At 39.8% G+C, this 13,836-nt stretch carries 16 protein-coding genes; 6 read left to right on the top strand and 10 right to left on the bottom strand.

From position 1 onward, the window contains the following. The first annotated feature begins 40 nt into the window (after positions 1-40). Both JIN86_RS12895 and JIN86_RS12890 read left to right on the top strand, forming a co-directional pair. On the top strand, positions 41-1,570 hold the full coding sequence (locus JIN86_RS12895; protein ID WP_202342099.1) for an AbgT family transporter: 1,530 nt from the start codon (positions 41-43) through the stop codon (positions 1,568-1,570). 13 nt (positions 1,571-1,583) lie between these two features. Beyond that, positions 1,584-2,774 carry an amidohydrolase gene (locus tag JIN86_RS12890; RefSeq protein ID WP_004230253.1) on the top strand — a complete coding sequence of 397 codons (1,191 nt, stop codon included), beginning with the start codon at positions 1,584-1,586 and terminating at the stop codon, positions 2,772-2,774. Between the two features lie 191 nt (positions 2,775-2,965). Here the strand turns inward: JIN86_RS12890 and ccsB are convergent, their stop codons facing one another. Then, positions 2,966-4,135, bottom strand: a complete 1,170-nt coding sequence (ccsB, locus tag JIN86_RS12885; protein ID WP_202342098.1) for a c-type cytochrome biogenesis protein CcsB — start codon at positions 4,133-4,135, stop codon at positions 2,966-2,968. 343 nt (positions 4,136-4,478) lie between these two features. Here ccsB and JIN86_RS12880 point away from each other — a divergent pair, with 343 nt between their 5' ends. Then, the gene (locus JIN86_RS12880) at positions 4,479-5,216 is read left to right on the top strand and encodes a class I SAM-dependent methyltransferase (RefSeq protein ID WP_202342097.1); all 738 of its coding nucleotides are present in this window, start codon (positions 4,479-4,481) and stop codon (positions 5,214-5,216) included. A gap of 14 nt (positions 5,217-5,230) precedes the next feature. Here the strand turns inward: JIN86_RS12880 and JIN86_RS12875 are convergent, their stop codons facing one another. The 3 genes from JIN86_RS12875 to JIN86_RS12865 are packed head-to-tail and all read right to left on the bottom strand — an operon-like array spanning position 5,231 to position 6,734. Then, positions 5,231-5,665: a GNAT family N-acetyltransferase gene (locus tag JIN86_RS12875; RefSeq protein WP_202342096.1), complete on the bottom strand. Its 435-nt coding sequence runs from the start codon at positions 5,663-5,665 to the stop codon at positions 5,231-5,233. Beyond that, the gene (locus JIN86_RS12870) at positions 5,662-6,144 is read right to left on the bottom strand and encodes a GNAT family N-acetyltransferase (RefSeq protein WP_237497283.1); all 483 of its coding nucleotides are present in this window, start codon (positions 6,142-6,144) and stop codon (positions 5,662-5,664) included. The genes JIN86_RS12875 and JIN86_RS12870 overlap by 4 nt, the downstream gene beginning before the upstream one ends. A 2-nt stretch (positions 6,145-6,146) precedes the next feature. Then, positions 6,147-6,734: an SMI1/KNR4 family protein gene (locus JIN86_RS12865; protein ID WP_004230259.1), complete on the bottom strand. Its 588-nt coding sequence runs from the start codon at positions 6,732-6,734 to the stop codon at positions 6,147-6,149. Between the two features lie 200 nt (positions 6,735-6,934). On the opposite strand from JIN86_RS12865, the gene JIN86_RS12860 reads away from it, so the two are divergent. Then, positions 6,935-7,486: a GNAT family N-acetyltransferase gene (locus tag JIN86_RS12860; RefSeq protein ID WP_202342094.1), complete on the top strand. Its 552-nt coding sequence runs from the start codon at positions 6,935-6,937 to the stop codon at positions 7,484-7,486. A gap of 49 nt (positions 7,487-7,535) precedes the next feature. Here the strand turns inward: JIN86_RS12860 and JIN86_RS12855 are convergent, their stop codons facing one another. Next, on the bottom strand, positions 7,536-8,093 hold the full coding sequence (locus JIN86_RS12855; RefSeq protein WP_202342093.1) for a histidine phosphatase family protein: 558 nt from the start codon (positions 8,091-8,093) through the stop codon (positions 7,536-7,538). Positions 8,094-8,253: 160 nt separating this feature from the next. Beyond that, positions 8,254-8,538: a hypothetical protein gene (locus JIN86_RS23585; protein WP_237497270.1), complete on the bottom strand. Its 285-nt coding sequence runs from the start codon at positions 8,536-8,538 to the stop codon at positions 8,254-8,256. Positions 8,539-9,142: 604 nt separating this feature from the next. On the opposite strand from JIN86_RS23585, the gene JIN86_RS12845 reads away from it, so the two are divergent. Both JIN86_RS12845 and JIN86_RS12840 read left to right on the top strand, forming a co-directional pair. Then, on the top strand, positions 9,143-9,313 hold the full coding sequence (locus JIN86_RS12845; protein ID WP_004230265.1) for an aspartyl-phosphate phosphatase Spo0E family protein: 171 nt from the start codon (positions 9,143-9,145) through the stop codon (positions 9,311-9,313). Positions 9,314-9,485: 172 nt separating this feature from the next. Beyond that, a complete protein-coding gene (locus JIN86_RS12840; protein ID WP_004230266.1) occupies positions 9,486-9,956 on the top strand; it encodes a hypothetical protein in 471 nt (156 codons plus the stop codon). A 124-nt stretch (positions 9,957-10,080) separates the two neighbouring features. Here JIN86_RS12840 and thrS read toward each other — a convergent pair whose 3' ends face one another. The 4 genes from thrS to JIN86_RS12820 form a co-directional block, all read right to left on the bottom strand. After that, complete coding sequence (gene thrS / locus JIN86_RS12835; protein WP_202342092.1) at positions 10,081-11,997, bottom strand: threonine--tRNA ligase; 1,917 nt, start codon at positions 11,995-11,997, stop codon at positions 10,081-10,083. Between the two features lie 378 nt (positions 11,998-12,375). Beyond that, positions 12,376-12,606 (bottom strand): hypothetical protein, encoded by a 231-nt coding sequence (locus JIN86_RS12830; protein ID WP_004230268.1) that lies wholly within the window; start codon positions 12,604-12,606, stop codon positions 12,376-12,378. 14 nt (positions 12,607-12,620) lie between these two features. Next, positions 12,621-12,977 carry a hypothetical protein gene (locus tag JIN86_RS12825; protein WP_004230270.1) on the bottom strand — a complete coding sequence of 119 codons (357 nt, stop codon included), beginning with the start codon at positions 12,975-12,977 and terminating at the stop codon, positions 12,621-12,623. An 11-nt stretch (positions 12,978-12,988) separates the two neighbouring features. Further along, positions 12,989-13,585: a hypothetical protein gene (locus tag JIN86_RS12820; protein ID WP_202342091.1), complete on the bottom strand. Its 597-nt coding sequence runs from the start codon at positions 13,583-13,585 to the stop codon at positions 12,989-12,991. Between the last annotated feature and the right edge of the window lie 251 nt (positions 13,586-13,836).

The raw sequence follows: 13,836 nt of genomic DNA, 5'->3' as shown, positions 1-13,836 counted from the left end.
AAAGGTTAAGTCTAATAAAGTATAAAAGGAGATGAAATTTATGCAAGGGAATTCACAAACAATTAAGAAAAAATCTTGGATTGACAATATGTTAGATAAAATCGAGCGTGCAGGTAATAAGCTACCAGACCCGATCACATTATTTATTATTCTAGCAGGTGTAGTACTAGTTTTATCATGGGTTTTATCCATGCTCGGTATTTCAGCAATTCAACCTGGGACCGAAGATGTCATTCAAGTAAAAAATCTGCTAAGTCAAGAAGGGCTTATCTTAATTTTAACGCAGATGGTTTCAACATTTACAGGCTTCGCTCCATTAGGGCTAGTAATCGTGACAATGATTGGTATTGGTTTAGCTGAGCAAACAGGCTTGATTTCAGCTGTCATGAAGAAAATTGTGATGTCAGCACCTACAAAATTAATAGTACCTTTTATCATTTTTACAGGTTTAGTTGGTAATTTAGCGGCTGACGCGGCATTTATCATTTTACCACCAATTGCTGCCATGATTTTTATGAGTATTGGTCGAAATCCATTAGCAGGCTTAATTATTACATATGCGGCTGTAGCTGGAGGATTTAGTGCGAACATATTAATTAGCTCTCTAGATGTATTATTATTAGGGATATCAGAATCAGCAGCACAAATAGCAGACCCCGCGTACACTGGTCGCGCAACGATGAACTACTATTTCTTAATTGCTTCGACGTTTTTATTAGTCATTATTGGTACGTGGGTTGCAAAGAAGTTTACAGAGCCTCGCTTTGGTTCGTTCCATGGTGATATTGAAAAGCTAGAGCCATTGACAGCTTTAGAAAAGAGAGGTTTGAAATGGGCTGGAATCGTCACGCTAGTTTATATTTTAGTCATTGCTTTTACAGTCATCCCATCGAATGGACTTTTACGTGATCCTGCAACAGGTGGCTTTTTAAACTCACCTTTCATGGCAGGCATTGTCCCTATCATGTTATTCTTCTTCCTATTACCTGGCCTTGCCTATGGGATTGCAGCGAAGGAGGTTAAAAACGATAAGGAAGTTGCAGAGAAAATCTTTAAATCCATTGCAGATATGGCGCCATTTATAGTATTGGCATTTGCCGCTTCACAAATGATTGCCTTTTTCAATTGGAGCAATATTGGTTCTATTTTAGCCATTAAAGGTGCAGAGCTTTTACAGGCATTGAATTTTACAGGTTTACCAATGATGATAGGTTTTGTTTTAATTTGTGCCTTTGTCAACTTATTAATCGCCAGTGCTTCTGCAAAATGGGCTTTACTTGCACCAATTTTCGTACCAATGTTCTTATACTTAGGCTATTCTCCAGCGGTTACACAAATGGCCTATCGTGTAGGTGATTCGATTACAAATCCAATTACCCCTATGTTACCGTATTTCGCGATTTTACTATCATTTGCAAAGCGCTATGATAAAAATATCGGAATTGGTACGCTTATCTCTTCTTTATTGCCGTTCTCGGTGTTTTTCGCAATCGGTTGGATTATCCTCTTCGCCATTTGGTTCCTATTCGGTTTACCGCTTGGTCCTGGAGATTATATTTACTTAAAATAAGGAGTGTTAGTGAATGACAACTTTACAACAACAGTTAGCAGATTTATTAAAACATTATGAAGAAGAGACAATACAGCTTCGTCGTCATTTTCATGAAAATCCTGAGCTTTCCTTTGAGGAAGTAGAAACACCGAAAACCATTGCTGCCTTTCATCGCGCGTTAGGTCATGAGGTTCGTGAAGGTGTAGGTGGCAATGGAGTTGTGGCAAAGCTAATTGGTGGGAAACCAGGGAAAACAGTTGCGTTGCGTGCAGACTTTGATGCTTTAGCCATTACGGAAGAAACCGGCTTACCTTTCCAATCAAAAATTAAAGGGCGTATGCATGCTTGTGGCCATGATGGACACACAGCTTCCCTTTTAATCTTAGCGAAGGCGTTTAACCAAATGAAGAATGATTTAGAAGGCACAATCGTCTTTATTCATCAACATGCTGAGGAGCTTGCGCCAGGTGGAGCTATTTCGATGATTAGAGATGGCTGCTTAGAAGGTGTAGATGTTATTTTTGGGACACATTTATGGGCACCAACTGATCTTGGCAAAGTGCAAACAGCTAAAGGACCATTAATGGCTGCAGCAGATGGTATTTATATAACGATAAAAGGCAAGGGCGGCCATGGTTCAAACCCAAGTGACACCAAGGATTCCATTGTCCTTGCAGCTCAGTTTATTACAAATTTACAGCAGCTTGTGGCACGTCGCATCAACCCATTACGTCCAGCAGTAGTATCAATTGGGCATATTGAGGCATTAAATCCATTCAACGTCATTGCCGATCAAGTGTACATGAAGGGTACGGTGCGCACTTTTCACGAGGAGGAGCGTAGTTTGTTAGAGCATGAAATCGAAGAGCTACTAAAGGCAACTTGTTATTTAACAAAAGCCGATTACGAGTATGAGTATGTGCGAGGCTATCCACCTGTTGTGAACCATGAAGCAGAGACTGAGCATATAATGGCCTCCGCAGAGAAAATTGCAGATGTAGAGACGGTTGAAATAGTTGATCCGAATATGGGTGGTGAGGACTTTGCCTATTTCTTAGAGGAAATCCCTGGTGCGTTTTTCTTCACAGGGGCGAAAAACCCTGATTGGGAGGAAGTCTATCCACACCATCATCCGAAATTCGATATCGACGAGCGCTCATTACGAATTGCCGCCAACGTTTTAGGTCAAGCAACGCTAGACTACTTCGCAAAAAATAATTAATAAAAAGCATTACGAAGTGCTCAATGCATTTCGTAATGCTTTTTTCGGTTGAATATTTTAATAAGAAGAAAAGGATGGCCAAAGCTAAGAGGTTCACTCTTCCGTTTGAGCGCTTTTTACTTATTTAGGAGCACTTTCCTTGATGGATTGAGCGCTTTCCTCTCACTTTGGGTCAAGCCCCCTACCTCCAGCTAGGCATAGGAATGTAAGCCGGCAATGACTAGATTGACAAATACTTGGTTGAACACAATAATGCCGAAGCCGATAATGGCCAACCAGGCTGTTTTTTCTCCTTCCCAGCCTTTGGATAGGCGGAAATGGAGGAAGGCTGCGTAGAATAAAAAGGTAATTAATGCCCATACCTCTTTCGGGTCCCAGCCCCAATAGCGACTCCAGGCAATTTGCGCCCAAATCATGGCGAATAGCAGGCCACCTAATGCAAATAATGGGAAGCCGATAACAACAGCCCGATAGGAAATTTCATCCATTAATTGTGGCTGTACGCGGCTTGTCCATGGCTTTAGCAAGGCACTCACTGATTTTCTTGTGATGAATCGAATGACACCATATAAAATAGTCCCTACGATAAATGCCCAGACAATCGAGTTTAATTTCTTGGCATCTATTTTATTTGTGATTTCGACACCACCGATTGCTTCGCCCTTTTCGGTGACGGCTCCTTTACTTACAATCAGGGGCATCATGGAGTAAGTGGCTTTTTCTTGCTGTCCCTGTGCATTTTCAAATTGTACCTGCACCTCTTCTGAGGCAAGGCTGAAAAACGTCGATACGCCAATAAAGCCAATGACAACCACCAAACAATACAGCACAAACTCAAGACCGTATGTACTGATAGATTTTTTGGAAACATCTAGCGTTCTTAATAAGTAAATTAAACCTGTAGCAAAGGATACAGATAAGATGGCACTAGAAAAGGCCACAGTCATGACATGAATCGTTAACCAGTGACTTTGTAATGATGGAACAAGCGGCGATACTTCCTTTGCGAAAACGCTTCCATAACCAAGGATGATTAAGGATACAGGAATCGTGAATAAGCCTACCACGATTTGCTTATATAAGAAATGGATAATTAAGTAACTTCCTGTAAGCATGATGCCAAAGAACGTCATAAATTCATACATATTACTGACAGGTGCATGGTCAACCGCCACCCATCTGACAACAAAGTACACGAGCTGTAGGGCAAAGGCTATATAAGTGAGCAATAGGCCTAGCTTACCGAATGTTTTTCTCTTTGATTTGACTGCTAGCCCTAATGGCACAATAGCAATGAGTAGTAGAATAAAGGCAATAAATAAGGCATTGCTACTAATGGATAATAAACTTTCTTGATTCAATAGAATCCCTCCAACGTCTCTTTTTCGGAATATGCTTCCAAATAGTAAGAACGTTATAGCGTGTAAGAAGTGCCATGTTTTCCCTTTAAATATTTTTATTTTTTCAAATTGTTACATTTTTATGACATGGAAATGGGGATGTGCTTGGTAGGATCAATCATTATGTAGAGGGAACGATAAAATACCCCATTAAATGGAAGATAACTGTATCAAAAAATGGTATGCCTCTATCTACATCTCACAAAAAATTGTAATAAAAGTCTATTTCTTTTTCTATCTACATGGGACAATAAGGATGCGCACAAATAACATAACGTTATGTTTCATAAACTGGAGGCTTTTAATGAAACAAAATATTTATGATAATCCGATATTTTTTCATCACTACAAGACATTGAGACAAAAAGCATCTAATTATAACCGTCTTTTGGAGCAGCCCACGATGAAGGCTTTACTTCCACCTTTGACAAATTTACAGGTACTCGATATTGGCTGTGGTATGGGGGATTTCGCCAAGTATTGTATCGACCATCAAGCCAAGCACGTAACCGCATTAGATGTTTCGAGCAATATGCTGTCCGTCGCTAAACAGGAGCATGCCCACCCACAAATTGACTATCAGCTACAGGCAATAGAGGATTATGAAGCTCCTTCGGCTAGCTTTGATTGTATAACCAGCTCCCTATCTCTTCATTATGTCAAAGATTTCAATGCGGTCATTGGTCAAATTGCTCACATGCTACGTCCTAACGGTGTATTTATCTTCTCGGTGGAGCATCCTATTGCTACAGCTCGTCATACAACAGATGATAATTGGGTATATGATGACAATCATCAACGTTCACACTATGCTGTGGATCATTACCAGGAAGAAGGCATGCGTGAGCAAACATGGTTGGTGGATGGTGTTGTCAAATATCATCGCACCATAGCGACGCTGGTTAATACATTGATTATCCATGGGTTAACCATTGATAAAATCGTAGAACCAATTCCAAACACAGCAGCCATTCAACAGCTTCCTTCTATTGAAAAGGAACTACGCAGGCCATCCTTTTTATTCATCAAAGCAAAAAAATAAACGAAAGCCTCACCCTATGTTTGTGGTGAGGCTTGTTTCATATAAATAATTTCCGGGTCTCCCTCATCCAAGTTGTCGATAAAACCGCTTTTGACAAAGCCTAGGTTATGAAAAAGCTGGTGCATACGCCTATTGGACTGATTTGTAGAGGAGAAAACCTTTGCTGTTTTAGCCATTTGGATATAAGCGGTCATTAAGGCAGATGCGATCCCCTGTCTGCGCTCGGACGGCTTGACAATAACTAAGGAAATAAAGCTATAGCCAAAAAATTCATTGCTAAATAGCAAAAACCCTCCAATGGTATCGGCGGATTGGTATAGCAAACAGCGTTTCTCTTTGATGGCTTGCTGAATTTCTTCCGCTCTGGATGAATCTCCAATTACTTCTTGATCGATTGTACAAAGTGCCTGTAAATGCTCCATTCTTGCTTCAATTATATTGTGGCTCAATTTTCAGCCTCCTTCATATAATAGCTCATCACCTTTAGCTCATCTCGAATTCCCATTGCCTGTCTGCCTTCATCGACAAAGCCACATCGCTTATAAAGTTCTTGAGCAGCTCTATTTGGCACATTGACCCCAAGCACCAGCTCATTGATGTGTGGGAAATGCTTGCGAACAAAGTCAGGCAATAATTGAAGTGCTGTCTTGGCATAGCCTTTGCCCTGCTCATAAAAATCAGTGGAAAAGGATCGGATTAATAGCGCCTGTTCATTGGAGGAGTAAGACGTCACCCCCTCTTTTTCATGTAAGACAAAGAACGTAACTAGCTTGTTACCATCCATTGCTAATACAGCATGTCGACTAGTATCCTGCTTAGCAAGTGCAATACTTTCTTTTGGAGACTTTGTATAGCGTAGCTGCTCTTCAGTTAGCGTGTATTGTTCTACTAAATTTTGTACTTTGTCATCATAGAACATGAGCTGCATAGTCACTCGAATTCCTCCTCATAAATAGCGGTGAATTCATAGTCTCCCTCTATAAGTTGCTGTAAATACTCCTCAAAGGAAGCTGCAATCACCTCAAAGCTATCAGGATCATGGACATAACGAACCACCTGGCCAACTTGTCCCGCTTCATTTGGCGTAAAATCAATATATAGGCTTGATGTGCCCCCATTATTCATACAATCAGCAAAGCAGAGCCGTTCATTTAACGGGACATGCATATTAATCTTTTCATCTACTTCCACATACGCTAAAAATTCCTGGTAGCGCTCATAAATTGTTTCACGCTTGTCATGATAATCTTTCACGATTTGCTCTACCGATTTTAAATAATACGGATAATCCCCTAAATCAGAGCCAAGCACTAGAACACAAATAGTTTCTTGCCCATGCTGACAATAATATGTACCATTGACATCCCGTAATAGCTCCATCAAAGCTTGCGGGCAGTTCGGAAATACTTCTAACAGGGCCTGAATTTGTGCATCTGAAGCACCAAAAGCCTGTTGTAATTGTTGCTGCTCTTCTTGTGGTAAGTATTGTAATAAATTCGTAAAATATGTTGTGCGCATCTTAATCCCTCTCTCTCTTTAACTAGGACATATTTTAGCATAATTTCTTCCATTCTCTTAGTCCCTCATGCTACTATGTAAGTATTCACAAAAAAGGGGTGGGTTTATGAGTGTGAAAGATGCAGTAGACGTGAAAGTATTTCGAACAATCGTAGGGTTGTAACGCTACTTGCAGCCCTTATACAAGGGAGAATATAATAATGGAAAACTATTTGACAACATTTTTAACAGGGCAATCGATCACTTTACAGCAAATGACTGCTGCTGACCTAGAGGCTTTTATAGCAATTGAAAGCGAAATCACCTCTTTGCTACTTGCTAATGATGAGATTCCCTTTCCACAAACTGTAGAGGATCACACCGCTTTCTTTAACAGTATCAGTGGGAAGAAGGAGGAATACTTTTTCGGCATCTATGAAAAAGCGTCCCATCAGCTGATCGGCTCCTGTGGCGCTTATGCAGTGAATTGGCAAAATAGTACTTGCTCTGTGGGCATTTCAATCGGAAAAGAGTGGCACGGCAAGGGCTATGGCACGGATGCAATGAACACGCTCATTGATTTTATCTTCCAATATATAGCTGTTCAGAAAATCAAGCTTCAGGTTTTTAGCTTTAACCCAGCAGCGATTCGCTCCTATGAAAAATGTGGCTTCACAAAAGAAGGCATTTTACGCCAAGAAATCTTCCGCTTCGGTACATTCCATGACGTAGTTTTATTTGGCCTCTTACGCTCCGAATGGGAGAGGAATTAACTAAATAGCACAACAGAGATACTATGATCGCTGTAGTATCTCTTTTTGTTCAGTCCTCTTGCCACACGCGTGTTACTTCCTGTAAGGATAGACCTTGAAAGGCTAATCGATAGATATCTGGCATACTTAACGCTTGCCAAAATGCATAATCGTACTGGGCATCAAAATATTGCATCATCAATGCCATGATATTACCATGTGTACCGATAACGACAGACTCCTCTTGATGAGTAAGAAGGATGCGCTGCAAACTTGGAATGGCACGAGCCATCGCCTGTTGATTGGACTCTCCACCTGCCCATGCAAAGCTTGGCTCCTCCCACACCCGTTGCACTGCTGCATGAAAATCCTCCAGCTTCCCAGTAGAAAGCTGTCTTTCTTTTAAAGCATCTATCGTTTGGACGGGTAAGTGACGAGCATGTGCAATCCCCTCCACTGTTTGAATGGCTCTTCGATAGGGACTAGCATAAACGGCATTGATTCGATAATGCTTCAAAAGATTTGTGACACGCTCTGCATCCCTTTGTCCCTGAGCAGATAGTGGACGATGATATTCATCCTCTGAATAATGAGCATGTGCGTGTCTAACAAAATAAATTTCAGTCATCTGTTTCTCCTCTTTCATCTTTCCAAAGCCCCTCTTGCTGTTGCAGGGTATATGTTTTGATGCAGCGCTGACTCCCAACGGAAATTTCCAGTTGAACGACCTGTAAATCAGGGGTGCTCGATTCATTAACCGCTATTCGATCATAAAATCTATACATGAATTAGGTAACAAGCAAATCACCTGCAAGTGAATCCGTATAGTATTGCTCAAACAATTCTTTTGTGGGGAATGCATCATTGCTGTAAGTAATCGCATACAATGCATCCATACGAGGTTCCTCCACTAAATCAAACATAATTAGCAGCATTTCCTCTGGCGAAAAGGTCTGCAAATGACGAATTTCTCCATCGTTTAAAAATGCTTGATAGGCCTCTCTTTTTTCCAAAGATAAATCCGCTACATAGCTAAATTCAGTGGATGTCGATGTCGTATCCATGTCATACACAATGGTCGGTTCCTGTAAGGGCTCCCCCTTTCACATGCCGTTAGTAAACTTAAAAAAGCAATGATTGAAACCAGTTTTTTCATCATGTGCTTCATCACCTCATCTTCCATCTATTATTCCATTAATTTCAAAAATTCTCAACATTTCACCATAGACAATGAAATGTCCCCATTTCTAAACAACAAAAAAGGGAATTTGCTAAAATGTGACAAGATATGAATTCTGCGCTTAATTATCGGAAAATTCAATCTCTAATCACAACTTTTTTCTTAGTATAAAAGACTTAAGACTGCTCTGTTTCCCGCTTAATATTTTCTAAAACAAAGAACGTGAATAACCCTATCCAGCGCATGAATAGGGTTTTAAGTCATGTATTAAATTCTATAAAAGGGGGATTTTACAGTAATTTTTATCTATAATATATAAAAATTTTCAATCAATCTAAATAGGATGATGTACCTTATCTATGACTAAATTACGAATTTGAGAAACGATACACAATGTGACATTTTTTTTAATATAAGTGATATACAATGAAAAAGTTGAATCGAGGTCATAGAAATTTATTTCAAGAATATGGATAAAAAATTAGGAGGAAAATATCTTGGTTAACTTATTACTTAAACAATTCTTGAAGGCGGAAATTGAGATTAAACGAAGAATTATGTATAAAAAAGCAAAGGATCTTGGTTTCACCCACCCTATTGTAGTAGATTACAGTCAAGAATTGGATGTCTTACTTAATAGATATTTAAAACAAGCACAAGCTTCCTAATCATAACGAGGCATATAATAGAAGAAAGTATAGATATGATAAAGCCAGGCCATGTTTTATTGGCTGGTTTTATCGGGGATGATACATGCATTCACCTAGCCATTTCTCAGAATGTATAGAGAATGAAAAAGTAGGCGATGTTTTTGATAAGAAAACATTTGGAGGTTGAATGATGCACGTATTCATCTTAACTTTTATGGTTGTTTCCAAAATATTATTGCCACCTCAACATTCAGTAGACAATACATCACCCACACTTTGCACACCAACTGAAATAAATACACTATATCAATACCCAAACAACCAATTTCAATCGTTTCGTGATGAGGACAAATTTTATCAGCAGCTTAATCGTGCGATTTATGAGGAATATACCAATGCTTCATTGAATATTCGTCAAAAGATGGCTTTTAAAGATGTAGCAAATGCGACAAAACGTTTTTATTTACAAACAGATGGTAAACAGGAAACAATAGACCTCTCTCAACATACTTTTATTCATCCCAATCGACAAGTTTATTTTTTAGCATCCTTTCAGCACAATACCGATGAATCCTATCGCAAATTTCTTGTCATCGACGCTGAAACACAAGAAGTAATACTGGGACATTCGCATTTTCAAGAAAGTTCCAAGCACCTTTAATTCATTGTATGCACACCATGTAGATTCTAGTAGTCATTTCAAAAAAATAGAAGTAAAAATTTCTTAACAATTGAAAAGCTTGCGATGAGTGACGAACATGCATCGCAAGCTTTCTTAACTTGAATTAAGCTAAACTTTTTTGTTGAATGGCTGCTGTGACTTCTTCTATTAATTGCTGTAGTGACTTATCATTGGCATTTTGCTGACCATGTCTGCGAACAGCTACAGTTTGGTTAGCAACCTCACGATCGCCGATAACCACAATATATGGTATTTTTTGCAATTGGGCTTCTCGTATCTTTTTGCCGAGCTTTTCTTGGCGATCATCTAATTGCACACGGATTTCTGCCTGTTGTAAAGCTTCAACAACTTGCTTGGCATAGCCTTGATGTGCCTCTGCCACCCCAATAACTTGCACTTGCTGTGGTGCCAGCCAAGTTGGGAATGCTCCGCCAAAATGCTCGATTAAAATACCTAAGAAGCGATCAATTGAGCCAAACACTGCACGATGGATAACAACAGGTCTCACCCTTTCGTTGTGTTCATTAATATATGTTAAATCAAATTTCTCTGGTAGCTGGAAATCAAGCTGAACCGTTGCACATTGATGACTGCGTTGAATTGCATCTTTAATATGGATGTCAATTTTCGGTCCATAGAAAGCCCCGTCCCCTGCATTAATTGTATAGGCAATGCCTAAATTGTTTAGGACATTTTCAAGTGCTGCTTCTGCTTGATCCCACAGTGCCAAATCACCCATATAATCATCTGGACGTGTCGATAATTCAATCGTATACGCAAATCCAAAGACGTTGTACACTTCATCTATAATCTTTAAGGCCAGTGCAATTTCATCCTCAATTTGCTGTGGTGTGGCAAAAATATGGGCATCATCCTGACAAAAAGTTCGTACACGTAACAGACCATTCAAGGCGCCACTAAACTCATGTCGGTGCACTTGCCCAAATTCTGCCATACGTATAGGTAAATCCCGATAGGAATGTAAGGCATTTTTGAAAATCAGCATATGCCCAGGACAGTTCATCGGCTTTAAGGCAAAGCTTTGGTCATCCACCTGCGTAAAATACATATTGTCCTTATAATGATCCCAGTGACCTGACTGCTCCCATAAGCGTTGGTTCATCATCAGCGGTGTTCGTACTTCCCTATAATCATATTTTGCTTGTAAATGTCGCAAATACGATTCTAGTTCATTGCGTAAAATTTGACCATTGGCTAAATAGAAGGGCATGCCAGGTGCTTGCTCTGAAAACATAAATAACGATAGCTCTTTTCCTAGCTTACGATGATTCCGCTTTTCTGCTTCCTCCAAAAAGACAAAATGATCGTGAAGTTCTTCCTTTGTCGCAAAGGCAACGCCATAAATACGCTGAAGCATTTGATTCTTGCTATCGCCTCGCCAGTAAGCGCCCGACACATGCATTAATTTAAAATGCTGTAATTTGCCTGTAGACGGGACATGTGGACCACGACATAAATCATAAAACTCTCCCTGCTCATAAATCGTAACTAGCTCATCTGCAGGAATTGCCTCCAACAGTTCGAGCTTTAACACATCATGGGCGAATAATTGCTTCGCTTCTTCACGTGACACCTCGCGTCTATGAACAGGTATATTTTCCTGAACAATTTGTTTCATTTTCTTTTCAATTTGCTGCAAATCACTCGGTGTCAGTGTATCGGCAATATCTATATCATAATAAAAGCCATTTTCAATGACTGGTCCTACCCCAAATTGTGCATGTGGGTAAAGTCGTTTAATTGCCTGAGCGAATAAATGGGCCGTAGAATGGCGAATGACCTCGATCCCTTCCTTTGAGCTTGCATCGTACAATGTAATTTGTGCATCTTCCATAATCGGGCGCGTCAAATCAATGATGGTTCCGTTAACACTCCCGGCGACTGCCTTTTTGCGAAGCTCTGGACGAATCGCTTGTGCAATATCGGTTAGTGTCACACCTTTTGTAAATGCTTGTTGTTGACCATCTGGAAATTGAATGTGAATACGTTGATTTGACATGTTTCTCTACTCCTTTTAGTAATAAAATCAATTACACCTTGGCATAATTGTGTAGATAAAAAAAACACATATCCGTCCCTACTAAGGGACGAGTATGTGTTTTTTACCCGTGGTTCCACCCAAATTCCCACTAGTTTATAAGCTAGTGGCTCATTGATTTTGCAGTAACGCCGCAAAAAACGGTGCAAGTTTCCAAGCACGGCTCCAAGGTAGTAAGATGGGAGTACGACATTAGGAAGCTTGCAGCCAAGGCCTCCCTCTCTAAAAATGGTTAATCGCATCTCTTGTCCTTATCATTGCCCATTTCATTTTGTATGAAATTGTTAATTACTATAACGAATAGTAAATTCTTTGTCAAACCCTAAAAAAGAAAAAAATTTAGCGACGGACTTGCAATGGGCGTTCTGGACGTTGTACACAATAGTGACAATGCGGGTCATCACATGCCTCCTCTTGCCACTCATTACACATCGCACAAAAATAACTATCAAACGTGTCATCATAGATGATGGAATTTTGACAACTCGGGCATTGTTGATTTTTTTGAATCGTACCGCTGATTTCTAGCCCATCAATAATCACTATATCTTCGCGCTGTTCAATTCGCATTTTATTATTACCTCCTAATGATTTTTCACTTCTAAGGTCTCATCTTCAGATTGCCATTCTACATGGATTATTGGCTTTGTTTCTCGTTTAAAGATTTTCTCACTTTCTTTTTTGGTGAAGGAATAATAGCCATCTTTATTTAACTGAACATCACTTAAATTTTGGAATTCTTTTGTCCCCTCAATCGTAATTTCTAATGGCCCCAAATCATCATCATCTCCCAGATAAAATAAGCGTAAGCCCACCTCACCATTACTATGATAGATGGCTTTCCAATGCTCACTTTTGGCGATATAATGTATCTCCTGCTTGGGGCTTTGACAAGCTGTCAATAGGATGATGAGGGCAAGTGGAAACATCCATTTTTTCATTAAATATCCCCCTAACCTTGTATGGTGATAGCCCACCCTGTCGGCTTTTCTTCAAAGGCATCCTCGTATTCTGTAAAAACAAAATGAAGCCCCCTTAAATCATCTGGCAAGGGTGGTGTCACCACATACGTACTGCTTTCATGTCCATTTGAGCCACCTGTACCTTTACTTCGGCATTCATAGGACGCATCAATGTATAGACCAAAATGTTTTCGTTGTAATTTTTGCTGAATCGTTAGCTGAGGTTCTTGCTGCTCATCCCAATCGATTAATAATTGCACCACACTTGCATTGTCATATTGACGAACATAAGAAACCGTATACAAACGTTCTCCCTTTGCTACCGTTTTCAATACAGGGATATAGTGACGGAAGCCTGATGGTTCTACCTTTGAAGTATAGTATTTTTCTGATTTAATCAACTGGAAGAACAACGCTAAAAAAGTATCATCGAAACCATATTTCTGTGCCCATTTCGAAATGGTATCATCCGAAGGCAAGCCTGGATTATGAGCAGCTTGCTCTTTTCGTTGCTGCAAAAGTGCACATATTTGCTCATCTATGGTAACAAGCCTTGAATCATTGTATTTGCTATGTTGTTCGGACATCTATATCCTCCTTCCTCCTGCAAGTCCTTCTTCTTTCTATACGTTATTTTCCGCAATTGGTTCCATAAACAGCCTATTTTTACTTGTAAATACCAAAAAAGCTATCCAATACATTGGATAGCTACAGACTGTAGACAAAAGCCCTCGAGAAGTTCACTCTCGAGGGCTTTTATCATTTTTCTTCCTATGTCGGCTTGATATTTGGTAATAGATTACCAAATCCAACATACTCTTCGAGCATAGTTGCTCTC

It is taken from the genome of Lysinibacillus sp. HST-98 (assembly GCF_016757845.1).
In the GTDB taxonomy this organism is placed as follows: domain Bacteria; phylum Bacillota; class Bacilli; order Bacillales_A; family Planococcaceae; genus Lysinibacillus; species Lysinibacillus capsici.
Note: the sequence above shows the minus strand (reverse complement) of the source record. Positions and strands in the feature narration are given on the sequence as shown.